General features: G+C 68.3%; 16 protein-coding genes and 5 tRNA genes. 9 read left to right on the top strand and 12 right to left on the bottom strand.

Annotation, left to right across the window (positions count from 1 at the left end; genetic code table 11):
- Nucleotides 1-13 precede the first annotated feature (13 nt).
- The 8 genes from clpX to RAB70_RS19650 form a co-directional block, all read right to left on the bottom strand.
- The gene (gene clpX, locus RAB70_RS19615; RefSeq protein ID WP_017907830.1) at nt 14-1300 is read right to left on the bottom strand and encodes an ATP-dependent Clp protease ATP-binding subunit ClpX; all 1287 of its coding nucleotides are present in this window, start codon (nt 1298-1300) and stop codon (nt 14-16) included.
- Nucleotides 1301-1428: 128 nt separating this feature from the next.
- On the bottom strand, nt 1429-2055 hold the full coding sequence (clpP, locus tag RAB70_RS19620; RefSeq protein ID WP_017907831.1) for an ATP-dependent Clp endopeptidase proteolytic subunit ClpP: 627 nt from the start codon (nt 2053-2055) through the stop codon (nt 1429-1431).
- A gap of 141 nt (nt 2056-2196) precedes the next feature.
- Nucleotides 2197-3492, bottom strand: coding sequence for a trigger factor (gene tig / locus RAB70_RS19625; protein WP_148828565.1), 1296 nt, complete (start codon nt 3490-3492; stop codon nt 2197-2199).
- A 190-nt stretch (nt 3493-3682) separates the two neighbouring features.
- Nucleotides 3683-3767: transfer RNA gene (locus RAB70_RS19630), tRNA-Leu, on the bottom strand.
- A gap of 89 nt (nt 3768-3856) precedes the next feature.
- Nucleotides 3857-3932, bottom strand: a tRNA-Lys gene (locus tag RAB70_RS19635).
- A gap of 76 nt (nt 3933-4008) precedes the next feature.
- Nucleotides 4009-4085, bottom strand: a tRNA-His gene (locus RAB70_RS19640).
- A gap of 34 nt (nt 4086-4119) precedes the next feature.
- Nucleotides 4120-4196 (bottom strand) — tRNA-Arg (locus RAB70_RS19645).
- Nucleotides 4197-4240: 44 nt separating this feature from the next.
- Nucleotides 4241-4317, bottom strand: a tRNA-Pro gene (locus tag RAB70_RS19650).
- A 153-nt stretch (nt 4318-4470) separates the two neighbouring features.
- Here RAB70_RS19650 and RAB70_RS19655 point away from each other — a divergent pair.
- Complete coding sequence (locus RAB70_RS19655) at nt 4471-5271, top strand: Bax inhibitor-1/YccA family protein (protein WP_017917385.1); 801 nt, start codon at nt 4471-4473, stop codon at nt 5269-5271.
- Between the two features lie 144 nt (nt 5272-5415).
- Here the strand turns inward: RAB70_RS19655 and RAB70_RS19660 are convergent, their stop codons facing one another.
- From RAB70_RS19660 to grxC, 3 genes are all read right to left on the bottom strand, one after another.
- On the bottom strand, nt 5416-6423 hold the full coding sequence (locus RAB70_RS19660) for an isocitrate dehydrogenase (RefSeq protein ID WP_017907834.1): 1008 nt from the start codon (nt 6421-6423) through the stop codon (nt 5416-5418).
- A gap of 164 nt (nt 6424-6587) precedes the next feature.
- Entirely contained in the window at nt 6588-6920 is a 333-nt protein-coding gene (locus tag RAB70_RS19665) for a carboxymuconolactone decarboxylase family protein (RefSeq protein ID WP_221236086.1), read from the bottom strand.
- Between the two features lie 74 nt (nt 6921-6994).
- Nucleotides 6995-7306: a glutaredoxin 3 gene (gene grxC, locus RAB70_RS19670; protein ID WP_017914029.1), complete on the bottom strand. Its 312-nt coding sequence runs from the start codon at nt 7304-7306 to the stop codon at nt 6995-6997.
- 147 nt (nt 7307-7453) lie between these two features.
- Between grxC and RAB70_RS19675 the strand changes: the two genes are divergently transcribed.
- The 8 genes from RAB70_RS19675 to lpxH all read left to right on the top strand — a co-directional run bounded on the left by RAB70_RS19675 (nt 7454) and on the right by lpxH (nt 17827).
- Nucleotides 7454-9097: a M48 family metalloprotease gene (locus RAB70_RS19675; protein WP_017907837.1), complete on the top strand. Its 1644-nt coding sequence runs from the start codon at nt 7454-7456 to the stop codon at nt 9095-9097.
- A gap of 83 nt (nt 9098-9180) precedes the next feature.
- Complete coding sequence (gene phoB, locus RAB70_RS19680) at nt 9181-9870, top strand: phosphate regulon transcriptional regulator PhoB (RefSeq protein ID WP_017907838.1); 690 nt, start codon at nt 9181-9183, stop codon at nt 9868-9870.
- A gap of 64 nt (nt 9871-9934) precedes the next feature.
- Nucleotides 9935-11260 carry a phosphate regulon sensor histidine kinase PhoR gene (gene phoR, locus RAB70_RS19685; RefSeq protein WP_017907839.1) on the top strand — a complete coding sequence of 442 codons (1326 nt, stop codon included), beginning with the start codon at nt 9935-9937 and terminating at the stop codon, nt 11258-11260.
- Nucleotides 11261-11271: 11 nt separating this feature from the next.
- Nucleotides 11272-13371, top strand: a complete 2100-nt coding sequence (gene ppk1, locus RAB70_RS19690; protein WP_148828563.1) for a polyphosphate kinase 1 — start codon at nt 11272-11274, stop codon at nt 13369-13371.
- Between the two features lie 55 nt (nt 13372-13426).
- The gene (gene ppx, locus RAB70_RS19695) at nt 13427-14953 is read left to right on the top strand and encodes an exopolyphosphatase (RefSeq protein ID WP_148828562.1); all 1527 of its coding nucleotides are present in this window, start codon (nt 13427-13429) and stop codon (nt 14951-14953) included.
- A 394-nt stretch (nt 14954-15347) separates the two neighbouring features.
- Nucleotides 15348-16481 (top strand): glycosyltransferase family 1 protein, encoded by a 1134-nt coding sequence (locus RAB70_RS19700; RefSeq protein ID WP_017907842.1) that lies wholly within the window; start codon nt 15348-15350, stop codon nt 16479-16481.
- Nucleotides 16465-16989: a phosphatase PAP2 family protein gene (locus tag RAB70_RS19705; protein WP_017907843.1), complete on the top strand. Its 525-nt coding sequence runs from the start codon at nt 16465-16467 to the stop codon at nt 16987-16989. The genes RAB70_RS19700 and RAB70_RS19705 overlap by 17 nt, the downstream gene beginning before the upstream one ends.
- A gap of 100 nt (nt 16990-17089) precedes the next feature.
- Entirely contained in the window at nt 17090-17827 is a 738-nt protein-coding gene (gene lpxH / locus RAB70_RS19710; protein WP_017914023.1) for a UDP-2,3-diacylglucosamine diphosphatase, read from the top strand.
- A gap of 317 nt (nt 17828-18144) precedes the next feature.
- Here lpxH and RAB70_RS19715 read toward each other — a convergent pair whose 3' ends face one another.
- On the bottom strand, nt 18145-18642 hold the full coding sequence (locus RAB70_RS19715; RefSeq protein ID WP_148828561.1) for a hypothetical protein: 498 nt from the start codon (nt 18640-18642) through the stop codon (nt 18145-18147).
- Nucleotides 18643-18707 lie beyond the last annotated feature (65 nt).

The raw sequence follows: 18707 nt of genomic DNA on the forward strand, positions 1-18707 counted from the left end.
CGCCCGCCCAGGGTCACTCCGCGGAGGCGACCTTGGGCGCCGCCGGCGGGGTCTGGTAGATCAGGTACGGCTCGGACTTGTGCTCGATCACCGACTCGTCCACCACCACCTTGCTGACGTTTTCCTGCGACGGCAGCTCGTACATCGTGTCCAGCAGCACCGACTCGACGATGGTGCGCAGGCCGCGTGCGCCGGTCTTGCGCTTGAGCGCCTTCTTGGCGATGGCCAGCAACGCGTCCTGGCGGAACTCCAGCTCCACGCCTTCCATCTCGAACAGCTTCTTGAACTGCTTGGTGATGGCGTTCTTCGGCTCGGTCAGGATCTTGATCAGCGCCGGCTCGTCCAGTTCCTCAAGCGTGGCGACCACCGGCAGGCGGCCGACGAACTCGGGGATCAGGCCGAACTTGATCAGGTCTTCCGGCTCGACGTCGGCCAGGATCTTGCCGACCTCGCGCTTGCGCTCGGAGCTCTTCACCTTGGCACCGAAGCCGATGCCGCCGGCGTCGTTGGAGCGCTGCTGGATCACCTTGTCCAGGCCGGCGAACGCGCCGCCGCAGATGAACAGGATGTTCTTGGTGTCCACCTGCAGGAATTCCTGCTGCGGATGCTTGCGCCCGCCCTGCGGCGGCACCGAGGCGACCGTGCCTTCGATCAGCTTCAGCAGCGCCTGCTGCACGCCTTCGCCGGACACGTCGCGGGTGATGGACGGGTTCTCGCTCTTGCGCGAGATCTTGTCGATCTCGTCGATGTAGACGATGCCCTGCTGCGCCTTGTCGACGTCGTAGTCGCACTTCTGCAGCAGCTTCTGGATGATGTTCTCCACGTCCTCGCCGACGTAGCCGGCTTCGGTCAGCGTGGTCGCATCGGCGATGGTGAACGGCACGTTGAGCAGGCGCGCCAGCGTTTCGGCCAGCAGCGTCTTGCCCGAGCCGGTCGGACCGACCAGCAGGATGTTGGACTTGGCCAGTTCGACCTCGTCGTTCTTCTGCCGGCTCTCGATGCGCTTGTAGTGGTTGTACACGGCCACGGCGAGCGTACGCTTGGCGCGCTGCTGGCCGATCACGTACTGGTCGAGCACTTCCAGGATCTCGCGCGGCTTGGGCAGGCTGCTGCGTGCCGACTGCGCCTTCTCCTCGAGCTCCTCGCGGATGATGTCGTTGCACAACTCGACGCATTCGTCGCAGATGAACACGCTGGGCCCGGCGATCAGCTTACGGACCTCGTGTTGACTCTTGCCGCAGAACGAGCAGTACAGGATCTTGTTGCTGTCGCCGGAACGGCCTTGCCGGTCTTCGCTCATTGCTTCGCTTACCCAGTTACCCCACCCGATGAACGGGGGTTCGATTTCGAGAATAGCACAGGGCCGGGAGGACGCTAGCCCGACCCCGGCCCTGCGGAATACGCTGCGTTTTGCAGTACATGCAAGCCTTATGCCGGCTGGATGGACTCATCCGGACGACGCTCCAGGACCTGGTCGACGAGGCCGTAGGCCTGCGCGTCGACGGCGCTCTTGAAGTTGTCGCGCTCGGTGTCGCGGGCGATGGTTTCCAGCGACTGGCCGGTGTGCTTGGCCAGGATTTCGTTCAGCCGCGCGCGCAGGGTCAGGATCTCGCGGGCGTGGATGTCGATGTCGGTAGCCTGGCCCTGGAAGCCGCCCAGCGGCTGGTGGATCATCACCCGCGAGTTCGGCAGCGCATAGCGCTTGCCGGCCGCGCCCGACGCCAGCAGCAGCGCGCCCATCGAGGCGGCCTGGCCGACGCAGATGGTGCTCACGTCCGGCTTGATGTACTGCATGGTGTCGTAGATCGCCATGCCGGCGGTGACCACGCCGCCCGGCGAATTGATGTAGATGCTGATGTCCTTCTCGGGATTGTCCGCTTCCAGGAACAGCAGCTGAGCCACGATCACATTGGCCATGTGGTCGTCGATCGGGCCGACCAGGAAGATCAGGCGCTCCTTCAGCAGGCGCGAATAGATGTCGTAGGCGCGCTCGCCGCGGCTGGTCTGTTCGACCACCATCGGAACCAGATTCAAGGCCTTGGTCACATTGTCCACGCGGTGATCTCCTGCTGCTCGGGGTCCGTCCCTGCACGGGGGTGTGCAGGGCTTCGCATCGTGTTGCGCCCCGCCGCCGCGGGGAGGTGAAACGGGATCCGCGTCGCGCAGGTCGGCTGCGCAACGCGGCGACGCGTCGTCTTATTGACGGATCGCGTCCTGGAACGACATCGCCTGCTCGGTGTGCTGGGCGCGCTCGGCGATCCAGTCGATCACCTGCTCTTCCATCACACGGCTCTGCAGTCCCCCCATCAATTGGGGATCGTTGCGGTACATCTCAATGACCTGCTCGGGCTCTTCGTAGGTCGAGGCGATCAGGCGCAGCGTCTCCGAGACCCGCTTCGGGTCCAGGCGCAGTTCGTTGCGGCGGGCGACCTCGCCGACCAGCAGGCCGACCAGCACGCGCTTGCGCGCGGCGTCCATGAAGCCCTGGTGGGCGTCGTCCGGTACCTGACCCGGGTCGCGGCCGGAACGGCGCATCTGCTCGACCTGCTGCGCCAGCATGGCGCGCGCTTCGTTCTCGACCAGGCGCGGCGGCATTTCGACCGAGGCGTAGGCGGCGATCAGCTGCTCGCCGACTTCGCGACGCAGGCGGTTCATCAGCGCGCCCTTGAGCTCGCGCTCGAGGTTGATGCGGATGTCCTTGCGGAACTGCTCGGCATCGCCGCTCTTCACGCCGAAGCTCTTGATGAACTCTTTGTCCACCTCCGGCAGCACCGGCGCGGCGACGTCGACCGCCTTCACATGGACCTGGACCTGCTTGCCGGCGAACTGCGGCACGCGCCAGTCGGCCGGGAAGTCGACGGTCAGCGTCTTCTCTTCGTCCTTGGACAGGCCGACCAGGCCCTGCTCGATCGCCGGGAACATGACGCCCGAGCCGATCACGCTGCTGCCCTTCTCCACGCCCTCGGCCGGCAGGCGCTCGTCGCCGACCTGCGACCAGGTCTCCAGGGTCACCAGGTCGCCGTCCTGCGCCGGACGCGCGGCCGGCTGCCAGGTACGACGCTGCAGGCGCAGGTTCTCGATCATCTGCTCGATGTCGGCGTCGGTGACCTCGGCGGTGTGGCGGATCACCTGCAGCTTGGACACGTCGATGTCGCCGAAGTCAGGCACCACCTCGAAGGTGGCCACGAACTGCAGCTCGTTGTCGCCGGCGCGGTCGATGCGCGGGTTGCCGGCCAGGCGCAGTTCGTGCTCGCGCACGGCCGAGTCGAAGGTCTCGCGCAGCAGGCCGTCCAGCGCCTCGGCGCGGATCTGCGGCCCGAACCGCTGCTCGATCACCTTGGCCGGAATCTTGCCCGGACGGAAGCCCTTGATCCGCGCGGTGCGCGCGACTTCGCGCAGGCGGCCGCCGACATGGGTTTCCAGGCGATCCTCCGGCAGGGTGAAGGTCAGACGCCGTTCCAGGGTACCGGTGGTTTCGATCGAAGCTTGCATGTGGACTCCTGCCACCGGGAGCCCACGGCTCTCGGCACGATGTAGAAAAGTACGGGTTGGCGCGGGCACGGGACAGCCGCCGCAGCCGGATAGTTTCGCCTATTCCCGCGGCGCCTGCCAGCGCAGGGCCGGGAGGCCGCCGTGGCGACGCAGAACCCGCCATCGCCACAAGGGGCCATCGGGGGCTGGATGGTGCGAAAGAGGGGACTCGAACCCCTACGCCTTGCGGCACTGGTACCTAAAACCAGGGCGTCTACCAATTCCGCCACTTTCGCGCTGCGGCGCCGGAAGGCGCCTGCCGGCACATTGTTGCAGGCCGGCCGGCAAAGAAAAAGGCACCTGCCGGAGCAGGTGCCTTTTGTTTTGGTGGGCCGTCAAGGATTCGAACCTTGGACCTATTGATTAAGAGTCAACTGCTCTACCAACTGAGCTAACGGCCCTGAAACTGAGTCGCACATTCTATGTGCTTTTTTGCTTCGTTGCAACACCCCGCGAAGCATCGGGTCACGCGATCAATGGGGTGGCTGAGGGGACTCGAACCCCCGACATCTGGAATCACAATCCAGTACTCTAACCAACTGAGCTACAGCCACCATTGAAACCTTGCATCTCCTGCCCGGCACCATGTGGCGCGCCCGACAGGAATCGAACCTGTAACCGCCGGCTTAGAAGGCCGGTGCTCTATCCAGTTGAGCTACGGGCGCCCTGGCTGGATTGTCGCATTCCTTTCCGCCGTTGGACATCGGATTGGTCGGGGTAGAGGGATTCGAACCCCCGACATCCTGCTCCCAAAGCAGGCGCGCTACCAGACTGCGCTATACCCCGGCGGAACATCCCTCGCGGCCAAGGCCGGAAAGGTCGGCTATTGTGGGAAGCTTGCGGCCCGCTGTCAACGTCGCATGCACGCAACATCGCCTGCGCTATGCTCACGGCTTGCCATCGGCATCGGCCGAGAGCCATTTTGAAGGAGAAAACAGCATGCTTCGCAGCGGCAACCCCGCCCTGAAGGAATCCACCTTCCTCGATCTGCACAGCGGCAACGTGGTCTCGCCCGGCAACGGCACGGTCGTCGCGCGCGACAGCGGTGCGATGACCCTGAACGGTACCGCCAACAAGACCGGCATCCTGTTGATGCTGACAGCACTCACCGCCGTATTCGCCTGGAGCCAGTCGGTTTCGATCGATGCCGCGGGCAACGCGATGATCGCTCCTGGCGTGGCCGGCTACGCGCTGGGCGGCCTGATCGGCGGCTTCATCCTGGCCCTGATCACGATCTTCAAGAAGGAATGGTCGCCCATCACCGCGCCGCTGTACGCGCTGGTGGAAGGCTTTTTCCTGGGATCGATCTCGGCGATGTACGAAGTGCGCTTCAACGGCATCGTGCTGCAGGCCGTGCTGCTGACCTTCGGCACCCTGTTCGCGATGCTGTTCGCCTACCGCAGCGGCATGATCAAGGCCACCGAGAACTTCAAGCTGGGCGTGGTCGCGGCCACCGGCGGCATCGCGCTGGTGTATCTGGCCACGATGGTGCTTGGCTTCTTCAACATCCAGATCCCCTACATCCACGCCTCCGGCACGGTCGGCATCCTGTTCAGCCTGTTCGTGGTGGTGGTGGCGGCGCTGAACCTGGTGCTGGACTTCGACTTCATCGAGAGCGGCGTCGAACAGGGCGCACCCAAGTACATGGAGTGGTACGGCGCGTTCGGCCTGATGGTGACGCTGGTGTGGCTGTACCTGGAGTTCCTGCGCCTGCTGTCGAAGCTGCAGTCGCGGAATTGAAGCCGGGAGTCGGGAATCGGGATTGGGGAATCGTAAAAGCGAACTCCCCTTGATCGATGAGAGGGCTTGGCTTCAGACAAGTTTTCGAGCAAAAGAAAGGGCGCCCTGGGGCGCCCTTTCTTTTTTCTGCGATCTTCCGGCCGCTCAGAGGCGGCTGGCGATGGCCTTGGCGAAGCCCATGGTGTTGCCGCTGCCACCCAGGTCCGGGGTCAGACCGTCCTTGGCTTCCAGCGTGGCGACGATGGCGTTGCGCAGGCGCTCGGCGTTCTGCGGCTGGCCGATATGGTCCAGCAACTGCGCCGCGCCCAGCAGCAGCGCGCACGGGTTGGCCTTGCCCTGCCCGGCGATGTCCGGGGCCGAGCCGTGCACGGCTTCGAAGATCGCCGCGTCCACGCCGATGTTGGCGCCCGGGGCCAGACCCAGGCCGCCGACCAGGCCGGCGCACAGGTCCGACAGGATGTCGCCGAACAGGTTGGTGGTGACGATGATGTCGAACTGCTCCGGGCGCATCACCAACTGCATGCACGCGTTGTCGACGATCATTTCCTGGAATTCGATCTCCGGGTAGTTCGCCGCCACGTCGCGCGCCACCTTCAGGAACAGGCCCGAGGTTGACTTGATGATGTTGGCCTTGTGCACCGCGGTGACCTTCTTGCGGCCGGTCGCGCGGGCCAGGTCGAAGGCGTAGCGGACGATGCGCTCGGAACCCTTGCGGGTCACCTTGGCCATCGACAGTGCGGTCTCGCCGTCGGCGGACACTTCCTGGCCTTCGCTCAGGTAGGCGCCTTCGGTGTTCTCGCGCACGGTGATCAGGTCCACGCCGGCGCCGAAGCGCGACTTGGTGTTGGGGAACGACTTGGCCGGACGCACGTTGGCGTACAGGTCGAACTGGCGGCGCATGGCCACGTTGATCGAGCTGAAGCCCTCGCCCACCGGCGTGGTCAGCGGGCTCTTCAGCGCCACCTTGTTCTTGCGGATCGACTCCAGCGTGGCGGCCGGCAGCAGGTCGCCGTGCTTCTCCAGCGCCACCAGGCCCGCATCGGCGTATTCGTAGGTGAGGCCGGCGTTCAGCGCGTCGAGCACGAACAGCGTGGCGTCCATGATCTCCGGGCCGATGCCATCGCCACGGATGACCGTGATTGTCTGCGTCATAGGGTTGCGGTTTCCGTACAAGAGGGGGGAGCGCCGCCCGGGAACCGGGGCTGCAGGCGCAAGGAGGTTTCAGCGGTAATTATGCCCGAAGCCGGTGAAGGCGCCCAAAACCGGACGGCCGCCAGCGCGGGCGCCGGTGGCCATCGGGGCAGCCCGAAGCGGGCTCAGTCGTGCGCGTGCTGCGCTGGCGCGGCGGCGCCGGCTTCCAGCGTGTCGAGGAAGTCCACCGCGCGGCGCAGGTGCGGGATCACGATGGAACCGCCGACCACCAGGCCCACCGAGAAGGTCTCGAAGAACTCCTCGCGGCTGACCCCGGCCTCCTTGCACTGGGCCACGTGGTAGCTGATGCAGTCGTCGCAGCGCAGCACCAGCGAGGCGACCAGGCCGAGCAGTTCCTTGGTCTTCACGTCCAGCGCGCCGGCCTGGTAGGTCTGGGTATCCAGCGCGAAGAAGCGCCGCACCACCTGGTTCGGCTCGGCCAGGATGCGCTGGTTCATGCGCTGGCGGAACTCGGTGAACGCGCGGACCCGGTCCTCCCCGGAGGCGCCGCCCTCGCCCGTCGCAGCGCCGCTCACGCCTGCGCCTCGGGGGCGTGGCCGTCGAGCAGCGGCTCCAGCTTGCCGGCGCGGTGCAGCGCCATCATGTCGTCGTAGCCGCCGACGTGGACGTCGCCGACGAAGATCTGCGGCACGCTGGTGCGCCGCGCCAGCGCGACCATCTTCTCGCGCTCGGCCGGGTCCAGGTCGATCCGCACCTCGTTCCAGCTGCGGCCCTTGCTCTTGAGGAAGTTCTTGGCCGCCACGCAATACGGGCAGATCGCGGTGGAATAGAGGGTGATCGGCGGGCCGCCGGCGTGGCCGGTGTCGGCAGTTGGGTTGTCCACGGGAAACTCCGGGCGGTGTAGAAGGTCCAAGCCACTATGGTAGCGGCCGGGTGGATTTTCGAGGCCGCTGCCGCAACACTGCGAATCATCCCGGATTCACCGTCGTCCCGGCCGCCACCCGGCGTCCGCCTGCCCCTGGAGCCTGTCTTGCGCCTGCTGCCGCTCGCCTTCGCGATCACCCTGGCCACCGCCTGCGCCGTGGCGCCGGCCCAGGAGAACAAGCTGCCGGACATCGGCTCCTCGGCCGGCGAGCTGCTGACCCCGGCGCGCCAGGCCGAGTACGGCAAGATGATGCTGGCCGAGCTGCGCAGCTACGGCTACGTGCTCGAGGACCCGCTGATCGACGACTGGCTGCAGACCATGGGTACCCGGCTCGGCGCCAACAGCGACCAGCCGCAGCAGAAGTTCACCTTCTTCATGCTGCGCGACCGCCAGATCAACGCCTTCGCCACCCTCGGCGGCTACGTGGCGGTCAACGCCGGGTTGGTACTGACCGCCGAGCGCGAGGACGAGGTGGCCGCGGTGCTGTCGCACGAGATCGCCCACGTCACCCAGCAGCACGTGCTGCGCGGGGTCGAGCGGGCGCAGCGCGACCAGATCCCGATCCTGCTCGGCATGCTCGCCGCGGTGGTCGCGGCGCAGCAGGCCGGCGGGCGCTCCAGCGGCGACGCCACCCAGGCGGCGATCGCCAGCGGCCTGGGGCTGATGCAGCAGCGGCAGATCGACTACACCCGCTCCAACGAATCGGAGGCCGACCGTCTGGGCATCCGCACCCTGGCGCGCAGCGGCTACGACGTCGACGCGATGGCCGGCTTCTTCGAGCGCATGTCGCTGGCGATGCGCGGCAACCAGGGCGGCTACAGCACTCCCGACTTCCTGATGACCCACCCGGTCACCACCACCCGCATCAGCGAGGCGCGCGAGCGCGCCGAGCAGATGAAGAAGAACACCCTGACCCTGACCACCAGCGTGCCCGGCGGCACCCTCAAGGAGCGGGTCGATCCGAACGACGTGTCGCTGAGCCAGCCACTGGGCGCGCCCAGCAACCCACTGCTGCCCGGCGGCCTGCAACTGCCGTTCGCCAACTACGCGCGCGGCCCCAGCGGCCAGTTCGAATGGGCCCGCGAGCGACTGCGGGTGTTCAGCGCCAACACCCCGGCCGATGCGATCCGCGAGTACGAAGGCCTGCGCCAGGGCAGCAAACAGGGCCTGAGCGATGCCCAGCGCTATGGCCTGGCGCTGGCCCGGCTGCGTGCCGGCGGCAGTGCGCAGGAGGTCGCGCAGACGCTGGAAAGCCTGCTGCAGGCGCACCCGGACAACTGGTGGCTGACCGTGGCGGTGGCCGAGGCCGAGGCCAAGGCCGGCCGCAACCAGGCCGCCGACCAGCGCTTCGAGGCGCTGGTCAAGCGCATGCCCAGCAACCGGGCGGTGGCGCTGAGCTATGCGACCGCCCTCAACGAACAGGGCGGCCGCCAGGCCGGCCAGCGCGCCCAGGCGGTGCTGCGGCCGCTGCTCGGGGCCGCCGCGGAGGATCCGGTGTTCCAGCGCACCTTCGCCCGTGCCTGCGAACTGGCCGGCGACGACACCCGGGCCGGCGAGGCGTATGCCGAGGCGGCCTACCTGAACGGGCATCCGGAGCAGGCCCTGATCCAGCTGAGCAACCTGAAGAAGCGCAGCGACCTGGACTACGTGGCACGCGCGCGCATCGACGCGCGCATCGCCGCGATCACCCCGACGGTGCTGGAACTGCGCCGCCAGGGCGTGCAGGACCCGGACATGCAACGGCGCTGAAACGCGCCCGTGTCAGCCGTCACTCAAACGTAATAAAACCGTAGTCTACTGGCGACCTTCCTCCCCAGTTCCACGGTGCCGTTGTGCAGAAACGCATCCTGATCGTCGACGACGAGCCGGCCATCCGCGACATGGTCGCGTTCGCCCTGCGCAAGGGCGACTTCGAGCCGGTGCACGCCGGCGATGCCCGCGAGGCGCAGACCTCGATCGCCGACCGGGTCCCGGACCTGATCCTGCTGGACTGGATGCTGCCCGGCACCAGCGGCCTGGAACTGGCCCGGCGCTGGCGCAAGGATGCGATGACCCGCGAAGTGCCGATCATCATGCTCACCGCCCGCGGCGAGGAGAACGACCGCGTCGGCGGCCTGGAGGCCGGCGTCGACGACTACGTGGTCAAGCCGTTCTCCGCACGCGAGCTGCTGGCGCGGATCCGCGCGGTGATGCGCCGCACCCGCGAGGACGACGAGGACGGCAGCGTCTCGGTCGGCAGCCTGCGCATCGACGGCGCCGCGCACCGGGTGTTCGCCGGCGAGGCGCCGGTGCCGATCGGCCCGACCGAGTACCGCCTGCTGCACTTCTTCATGACCCATCCCGAGCGCGTCTACAGCCGCGCGCAGTTGCTCGATCACGTCTGGGGCGGCAGCGTCTACGTGGAAGAGCGCACCATCGACGTGCACATCCGCCGCCTGCGCAAGACGCTGGAGCCGTTCTCGGTGGAAAACATGGTGCAGACCGTTCGCGGTTCCGGCTATCGCTTCTCTGCGTCCATCTGACCGCCGCCTTCGCCTGCTATAACGGCGGACGGATCACGATCCTTTGCGACAGAGTGCGTTCCCGATGCCCCGCCACATCCGCTCCGCCTGGTTGAAGACCCTCGGCACGCTCGCCGGCCTGCTGTTGCTGGCGTTGCTGATCGGCTGGATCGGCGGCCATGTGTGGATGGCGCTGACCCTGATGTCGCTGGGGGTGATGGGCTGGCACTACTGGCGGCTGCGGCGGGTGCTGCGGCGGCTGACCGCGCGCCAGCGCTGGGAGCCGCCGGCCGGCACCGGCGTGTGGAACGAACTGGACCGGCTGCTGTACCGCAGCCAGGCGGAAATGCGCGTGCGCAAGCGGCGCCTGCTGGACATGCTGCGCGCCTACCGCGCCGCCGCCGCGGCACTGCCGGATGCGGTGGTGGTGGTGGACCGCAACAGCCAGCGCATCCAGTGGTTCAACGAGGCGGCCGGCACCCTGCTCGGCCTGCGCCACCCCGGCGACCTCGGCGCGCCGGTGGTGGAGCGGCTGCAACCGATGCCGCTGGCGCACTGGCTCAGCGGCGGCCGCAACGCCGAGCCGATGCTGGACATGCCCTCCCCGGTCGACGACCGCCTGCGCCTGAACCTGCGCCTGATTCCCTATTCCGACGACCACTGGCTGCTGGTCGCGCGCGACGTCAGCAAGCTGCTGCAACTGGAGCAGGTGCGCCGCGATTTCGTCGCCAACGTCTCGCACGAGTTGCGCACGCCGCTGACCGTGGTCCACGGCTACCTGGACATGCTCGACCCGGAGGACTTTCCGGATTCGGGGCCGATGATCGCCGAGATGCGCAAGCAGTCGCAACGCATGACCCAGCTGGTCGAGGATCTGCTGACCCTGTCGCGGCTGGAATCGCAGGAACACGCCAACGAGGAGTCGATCGCGATGGCGCCGATGCTGGCCACGCTGCGCCGCGAGGCCGAGGCGCACAGCCAGGGCCGGCACCGCATCGAGGTCCACGACGAGGCCGATTGCGACCTGGTCGGCTCCAACAAGGAACTGCACAGCGCCTTCTCCAATCTGGTCACCAACGCGGTGCGCTACACCGCGGCCGGCGGCACCATCCGCATCACCTTCGCCCGCGAGGGCGATGGCGCGGTGCTGGCGGTGCGCGACAGCGGCTACGGCATTCCCGCGCATCACCTGCCGCGGATCACCGAGCGCTTCTACCGCGTCTCCAGCAGCCGCTCGCGCGAGAGCGGCGGCACCGGCCTGGGCCTGTCGATCGTCAAGCACGTGCTCGGCCTGCACCAGGCGCGGCTGGAGATCGAGAGCGAAGTCGGCAAGGGCAGCACCTTCTCCTGCCACTTCGGCGCCGGGCGCGTGCATCCGCGGCACGACCATGCCACCCTGACCTCCGCCTAACGAGAGACACCATGCCCCGCCGCGCCCCTGCCCTGCCGCCCACGCCGCCCCCGGACATTCCCAGCGACCCGCTGCGCGACCCCGCGCTGTACATCAACCGCGAGCTGTCGCAACTGGACTTCAACTTCCGCGTGCTGGCGCAGGCGCAGGATCCGCAGGTGCCGTTGCTGGAGCGGCTGCGTTTCCTGTGCATCTCCTGCACCAACCTCGACGAGTTCTTCGAGATCCGCGCCGCCACCGTGCGCCACGCGCAGGAATTCGGGCTGCCGCCGGCACCGGACGGGATGAGCCCCAACGCCATCCTCACCTCGATCCACGACCGCGCCGCGCAACTGGTCGACCAGCAGTACCGCTGCTGGAACGAGGTGCTGCGCCCGGCGCTGAAGGACGCCGGCATCGGCGTGCTCGGCCGGCATTCCTGGAACGCGCGACAGAAGCGCTGGCTGCGCGCCTACTTCCGCAACGAGATCATGCCGGTGCTGTCGCCGCTGGGCCTGGACCCGGCGCACCCGTTCCCGAAGATCCTCAACAAGTCGCTGAACATCGTGGTGGTGCTCAAGGGCACCGACGCGTTCGGCCGCGTCGGCCACCTGGCGATCGTGCGCGCGCCGCGCTCGCTGCCGCGCATCATCCAGTTGCCGGAAAGCCTGGCCGAGGGCGGCCAGAGCTTCGTGTTCCTGTCCTCGGTGCTGTCCACCTTCGTCGACGAACTGTTCCCCGGCATGGAGGTGATGGGCTCCTACCAGTTCCGCGTCACCCGCAACTCGGAACTGGTGGTGGACGAGGAGGAAGTGGAGAACCTGGCGCTGGCGCTGCGCGACGAACTGGTCAACCGCGGCTACCGGCCGGCGGTGCGGCTGGAGATCGCCGAGGACTGCCCGAAGTCGATCGTGCGCACCCTGCTGCAGAACTTCGAACTGCCGGAAAACGCGGTCTACCGGATCAACGGCCCGGTCAACCTGAGCCGGGTCAACCAAGTCTACGACCTGGTGCAGCGCCCGGACCTGAAGTATCCGGCGATGAATCCGCGCACCCTGCGCGACAGCGAAGGCATCTTCGAGATCGCCGCCGCCGGCGACGTGCTGCTGCACCACCCGTTCGACGCCTTCACCGCGGTGCTGGACCTGATCAAGCAGGCCGCGATCGACCCCAACGTGCTGGCGATCAAGCAGACCCTGTACCGCACCGGCAAGGACTCGGCGATCGTCGATGCGCTGGTGCTGGCCGCGCGCAACGGCAAGGACGTCACCGTGGTGGTGGAGCTGCGTGCGCGCTTCGACGAAGAGGCCAACCTGGGCCTGGCCGACCGCCTGCAGGAAGCCGGCGTGCAGGTGGTGTACGGCGTGGTCGGCTACAAGACCCACGCCAAGATGCTGCTGATCGTGCGCCGCGAGGGCCGCAAGCTGCGCCGCTACGTGCACCTGGGCACCGGCAACTACCACAGCGGCACCGCGCGCGCCTACACCGACCTGAGCCTGATCACCTCCGACGTGGACATCGGCAACGACGTGCACCTGCTGTTCCAGCAGTTGTCCGGGCTGGCGCCGAAGATCCGCCTCAAGCGCCTGCTGCAATCGCCCTTCACCCTGCACCCGGGCGTGCTGCACCGGATCGAGCGCGAGACCAAGCTGGCGCATGCCGGCCGCCCGGGCCGCATCATCGCCAAGATGAACGCGCTCAACGAGCCGCAGGTGATCCGCGCGCTGTACGCGGCCTCGCAGGCCGGGGTCAAGATCGACCTGATCGTGCGCGGCGCCTGCACCCTGCGCCCGGGCGTGCCGGGCGTCTCCGACAACATCCGGGTGCGCTCGATCGTCGGCCGCTTCCTCGAGCACAGCCGGGTCTACTGGTTTGGCAACGACGGTGCGCCGGAACTGTTCTGCGCCAGCGCCGACTGGCTGGAACGCAACCTGCTGCGGCGCGTGGAGACCGGCTTCCCGATCCTGGATCCGGACCTGGTCAAGCGCATCCACCGCGAGGTGCTGCAGAACTACCTGGCCGACAATCTCAACGCCTGGGAACTGGACGCCGACGGCAACTACCGCAAGCTGGCCCCGGGCCAGGACCAGCCGCCGCATTCGGCGCAGCTGGCCCTGCTCGACGGGCTCTGAGCACACCGCGGCGCAGCGCCAACGGCGCGCGCCGCGCATCGGCTACCATTCCGCCATGCCTGCCACCTCCCCCACTCATCCGCCGCTGCGCGACGGCGACCTGCTGGCCGCCATCGACCTGGGTTCCAACAGCTTCCACATGGTCATCGCCCGCTACCAGCTCGGGCAGTTGCGGGTGGTGGACCGCCTGCGCGAGACCGTGCGCATGGCCGACGGCCTGGACAACAAGGGCGGACTGTCCACCGAGGCGCGACAGCGCGCGCTGGAATGCCTGGCGCGCTTCGGCCAGCGCCTCCGCGACCTGCCCTCGCTGCGGGTGCGCGCGCTGGCCACCAACACCGTGCGTCAGCTGCGCTCGCCGCAGACCTTCCTGATTCCCGGCGAAACCGCGCTGGGCCATCCGATCGAAGTGGTCAGCGGCCGCGAGGAAGCGCGCCTGATCTACCTCGGCGTGGCCCATGCGCAGCCGCCCAAGCCGGACGAACGCCGCCTGGTGATCGACATCGGCGGCGGCTCCACCGAGTTCATCATCGGCAGCGGCTTCCAGACCCTGGAACGCGAGAGCCTGCAGGCCGGCTGCATCGCCAGCACGCGGCGCTTCTTCCCGGGCGGCAAGCTGTCCAAGAAGAAGTGGAAGGACGCGCTGACCGAGATCGGCGCCGAGTTCCAGCAGTTCGCCGGGCAGTACCGTGCGCTGGGCTGGCACGAGGCGCTGGGCTCGTCGGGCACGCACAAGGCGATCGGCGAGATCTGCGCGGCGATGAAGCTGACCAAGGGCGCGATCACCGCCGAGGCGCTGCCGCAGTTGCGCGACCGCCTGCTGCTGGCCAAGCGCATCGAGGACATCGACCTGCCCGGCCTGTCCGCCGACCGCCGGCCGATCATCGCCGGCGGCGTGCTGGTGCTGGAGGCGGCATTCCAGGCCCTGGGCCTGCAACGGCTGATGGTGAGCAAGGCGGCCATGCGCGAAGGCATCCTCTACGACATGCTCGGCCGCGGCGGCGAGAACGATCCGCGCGAAACCGCGATCGCCGCGCTCACCCAGCGCTACGGCATCGACGAAGCGCAGGCCGCGCGCGTGGAGCACACCGCGATGGCGCTGTTCGAGCAGGTCGCCGGCGACTGGGCGCTGGATGCCGACGACGCGCGCATGCTCGGCTGGGCCGCGCGCCTGCACGAACTCGGCCAGGCCATCGCGCACAGCCAGTACCACGTGCACGGCGCCTACGTGCTGGAGCACTCGGACATCGCCGGCTTCTCGCGGCAGGAGCAGCAGGTGTTGGCCACGCTGGTGCGCACGCACCGCCGCAACGTCTCCAAGACCGCGTTCGACGCGCTGCCCGACCGCCTGTTGCTCAACGCCAAGCGCAAGGCCGCGCTGCTGCGCCTGGCGGTGCTGCTGCACCGCGCGCACGAGGCCGACCCGATCCCGGCGCTGGAACTGAAGGCCGACGGCGCCAACCTGCACCTGATCCTGTCGCAGCCGTGGATCGAGTCGCGGCCGTTGCAGCGTGCCGACCTGATCGGCGAGGTCGAGGGCATGGCCGGGTTGGGGATCAATTTCCGTCCATTTGTGGCTTGAAGGCTGGGATTCGGGATTCGGGATTCGGGATTCGGGATTCGGGATTCGGGATTCGGGATTCGGGATTCGGGATTCGGGATTCGGGACGGCAGCATGCTGTCCGCGGTCAAATGGTGGTCAAGCGATTTGATGAGAAAAGTGCCGGTTTTTGAAAGAAAACCCGCCCCTCGTGAAGCCGCGACACCGCGGCTTTTTTGTGGGAGGGGCTTCAGCCCCGACGCCTTACCGATACCCCGTTGGGGCTGAAGCCCCTCCCACAGAAAATCGGCACAACGACGCACTTGCGAAAAACCCCGAATCCCCAATCCCGGCTTTTAGCGTCATCGTTCCTACATGCGCTGGACATGTTCGCTTCACTGCATTGCGCGAGGCTTAGTCAAACCGGAGCCCCCGCATGCGCTACGCGATCGTCACCGAGACGTATCCCCCTGAGGTCAACGGCGTCGCGCTGACCGTGCAGGGGCTGGAACTGGGGCTGCGCGCGCGCGGCCATACCGTCGACGTGGTGCGTCCGCGTCAGGCCGGCGACGCCGACCCGGCGGATCTGCGGCTGGTGCGCGGTGCGGCGCTGCCGCGCTACCCCGGATTGAAATTCGGCCTGCCCGCGCCGCGGCGCCTGACCAAGCTGTGGCAGGCGGCGCCGCCGGATGCGGTGTACATCGCCACCGAGGGCCCGCTGGGCTGGTCGGCGCTGCGCAGCGCGCGGCGCCTGGGCATTCCGATCGCCACCGGCTTCCACACCCGCTTCGACGAGTACCTGCCGCAGTACGGCGCGGCCTGGCTGCAGTCGACCGCGCTGCGCTGGATGCGGCGCTTCCACAACCAGGCCCAGGCGACCCTGGTCCCGACCCGCGAACTGCGCGACTTCCTCGCCACCCAGGGTTTCGAGCGGGTGCGCCTGCTGGCGCGCGCGGTGGACAGCAAGCAGTTCGAGCCGCAGCGCCGCGATCCGCAGTTGCGCGCGCAGTGGGGCCTGCAGGACGACGACTGCGCGGTGCTCTACGTGGGCCGCATCGCCTCGGAGAAGAACCTGCCACTGGCGGTGCGCGCGTTCCGCCAGTTGCAGCAGCAGCGTCCGCGGGCGCGCTTCGTCTGGGTCGGCGACGGTCCGCTGCGCGAGCGTCTGGCGCAGGAGAATCCCGACTTCATTTTCTGCGGCATCCAGCGCGGCGACGCGCTGGCGCGGCATTTCGCCAGCGGCGACCTGTTCCTGTTCCCCAGCCGCAGCGAGACCTTCGGCAACGTGACCCTGGAAGCGATGGCCAGTGGCGTCGCCACCGTCGCCTTCGACTACGGCGCGGCACGCGAATACCTGCGCGACGGCATCAATGGTGCGGCGGTGGCCGACGACGAGGCCTTCATCGCCGCCGCGCTGCGCCTGGGCAGCGACGACGCGCTGCGCCAGCGTCTCGGCGAGGCGGCCTGCGCGTCGATGCAGCAACTGCGCCCGGAGCGCGTGGTGGCCGATTTCGATGCCCTGCTCAACCAACTGGCGGACACCCGGAGGACGCATGTCGACGCGGCTTGAGATCCTGCGCGGGCACGAGACCCGCTGGTGCCGGCGTGCCAATCACTGGTGCCGGCGGCGCTCGGTGCGACGCTTCTTCGCGGTGATCAGCCGCCTCGGCGACGGCGTGTTCTGGTACGCGCTGATGACCCTGCTGGTGCTGTGCGACGGCATGGACGGCGTGTTCGCCTCCGCGCACATGGCCGCCACCGGCGTGGTCGCGCTGAGCCTGTACAAGGGTCTGAAGCGCTGGACCCGCCGCCCGCGTCCATACGCCGCCGATATGCGCATCCGCGCCTGGGTGGCGCCGCTGGACGAGTTCAGCTTCCCCTCCGGCCACACCCTGCACGCGGTGTCCTTCGGCATCGTCGCCCTGGCCTACTACCCCTGGCTGGCGCCATTGCTGGTGCCCTTCATCGCCTGCGTGGCGCTGTCGCGGGTGGTGCTGGGCCTGCACTACCCCAGCGACGTGCTCGCCGCCACCGGCATCGGCACGTTGTTGGCGGGCGTGTCGTTGTGGTTGGTATGAGGCTGGGAATGGGGAGTCGGGAATAGGGAATAGGAACGGCGAGGGCTTTTGCCATTCCCGATTCCCGTTTCTCCATTCCCGGCGGTACTACAATGGGCGAATGACCACGCTGTTCATCTCCGACCTGCATCTGGACCCGGCACGGCCGGCGATCACCGCGCTGTTTCTCGACTTCCTGCGCGGGGAAGCGCGCCAGGCCGAGGCGTTGTACATCCTCGGCGACCTGTTCGAGGCCTGGATCGGCGACGACACGCCGTCCGAGGCGGCCGATGCGGTGGCGGTGGAGCTGCACGCGCTGCACGAGGCCGGGGTGCCGGTGTTCTTCATGCACGGCAACCGCGACTTCCTGCTCGGCGCCGACTACGCGCGACGCGCCGGCCTGCGCCTGCTGCCCGATCCCTGCGTGATCGATCTGTACGGCGAGCCGACCCTGCTGCTGCACGGCGACCTGCTGTGCACCGACGACACCGCCTACCAGGCGTTCCGCGCGCAGACCCGCGACCCGGCCTTCCAGCAGCAGTTCCTGGCGCAGCCGCTGGCCGCGCGCATCGCCTACGCGCAGCAGGCGCGCGCCGCCAGCCAGGCGCGCCAGGCCGAGTTGAAACAGGACGACAGCGCGCAGTTCGAGACCGTCACCGACGTGGCCCCGGCCGAAGTCGCCGCCACCTTCGCCCGCTACGGCGTGGCGCGGATGATCCATGGCCACACCCACCGGCCGGCGGTGCATGCGCTGGACGTGGAGGGCCGCGCCTGCACCCGCATCGTGCTCGGCGACTGGTACGAACAGGGTTCGGTGCTGCGCGTGGACGCGCGGGGCTGCCAACTGCAACAACTCTAGCGCCAGCGTCCGGCGCGGCCGCGGGCAGCCCGCCGATGCGCACCCGGCACTTCGCGGCAAGGCATTTCCCTGCGACCGCGGCGCGGCTGCAGGACGGCGCCGAATAGCGCTTCGGCCCCAGATTCCGCAGGGCCGCCGATGACGACGTCCCAGCGCACCGGGTCGTCTCCGCCCACCTCATGGCAGTCCGCAATCAGGCCTGACAATCCGGGCCGCGACGTCGACACCGCCCACATCCAGGCCACCGTCCTCCACCCGCGTTTCCTGGCCGCGCAGCGCCGCGACCACGCGCGCGGCGTGGTGCGAAAATCCGCCTGTCAGGGCAAGCCGCCACCGGCTTGCTGCTGCCGCCATTGCGCGTATTCGACGAAGTCGCCGTCGACCACGTCGTACCACTGGATCGCACCGGAGCGCTCGACACGGAAGCGGTCGCGGACCGGCTCGGTCTGCGGGTCGCCCGGGCAGCCGTCGCCGTGCTTCTCGCGTACGGCGATCTCGATCGCCGCCGGCGCGGCGGCCTCGGGTGCGGCCGCCGCAGACGCTGCCGGGGAGGCGGCGCCCTCGCCGTCCTCGACAACGTAGCCCAGGCACTGCAGATCGGGATAGGCATGATCGGCCGACAGGCGCGCCTGCAACACGTCCATCGCGCGGTTCCCGTCGAAGGTGTCGGCCGGTGCGGCCGGCGGGGTCGCCCGCGGCGCGTCGGTCTTGGCGGCCGGCGACGGGGTCTCGGTCTGCCGGTCGGGAGCGGGGCCGCAGCCCGCGCTCAGCATCGCCAGCAGCAGCGCGGCCGGCAGTCGCATGCGCTTGAACATCGTCGATCCCAGGAAGTCGGTCGGCACCGGCCGCGCCGGTACCGCTTCCCAGCATAGCCGAAGCG

The organism is Xanthomonas sontii (genome assembly GCF_040529055.1).
In the GTDB taxonomy this organism is placed as follows: Bacteria; Pseudomonadota; Gammaproteobacteria; order Xanthomonadales; family Xanthomonadaceae; genus Xanthomonas_A; species Xanthomonas_A sontii.

What these genes read in the sequence shown, in the direction of transcription:
- ppk1 (WP_148828563.1), top strand. Translation starts at nt 11,272, where the DNA reads ATGCCCCGCCGCGCCCCTGCCCTGCCGCCCACGCCGCCCCCGGACATT.
- RAB70_RS19715 (WP_148828561.1), bottom strand. Translation starts at nt 18,642, where the DNA reads ATGTTCAAGCGCATGCGACTGCCGGCCGCGCTGCTGCTGGCGATGCTG.
- clpX (WP_017907830.1), bottom strand. Translation starts at nt 1,300, where the DNA reads ATGAGCGAAGACCGGCAAGGCCGTTCCGGCGACAGCAACAAGATCCTG.
- ppx (WP_148828562.1), top strand. Translation starts at nt 13,427, where the DNA reads ATGCCTGCCACCTCCCCCACTCATCCGCCGCTGCGCGACGGCGACCTG.
- RAB70_RS19655 (WP_017917385.1), top strand. Translation starts at nt 4,471, where the DNA reads ATGCTTCGCAGCGGCAACCCCGCCCTGAAGGAATCCACCTTCCTCGAT.
- RAB70_RS19705 (WP_017907843.1), top strand. Translation starts at nt 16,465, where the DNA reads ATGTCGACGCGGCTTGAGATCCTGCGCGGGCACGAGACCCGCTGGTGC.
- RAB70_RS19665 (WP_221236086.1), bottom strand. Translation starts at nt 6,920, where the DNA reads ATGAACCAGCGCATCCTGGCCGAGCCGAACCAGGTGGTGCGGCGCTTC.
- RAB70_RS19660 (WP_017907834.1), bottom strand. Translation starts at nt 6,423, where the DNA reads ATGACGCAGACAATCACGGTCATCCGTGGCGATGGCATCGGCCCGGAG.
- lpxH (WP_017914023.1), top strand. Translation starts at nt 17,090, where the DNA reads ATGACCACGCTGTTCATCTCCGACCTGCATCTGGACCCGGCACGGCCG.
- RAB70_RS19700 (WP_017907842.1), top strand. Translation starts at nt 15,348, where the DNA reads ATGCGCTACGCGATCGTCACCGAGACGTATCCCCCTGAGGTCAACGGC.
- tig (WP_148828565.1), bottom strand. Translation starts at nt 3,492, where the DNA reads ATGCAAGCTTCGATCGAAACCACCGGTACCCTGGAACGGCGTCTGACC.
- phoR (WP_017907839.1), top strand. Translation starts at nt 9,935, where the DNA reads ATGCCCCGCCACATCCGCTCCGCCTGGTTGAAGACCCTCGGCACGCTC.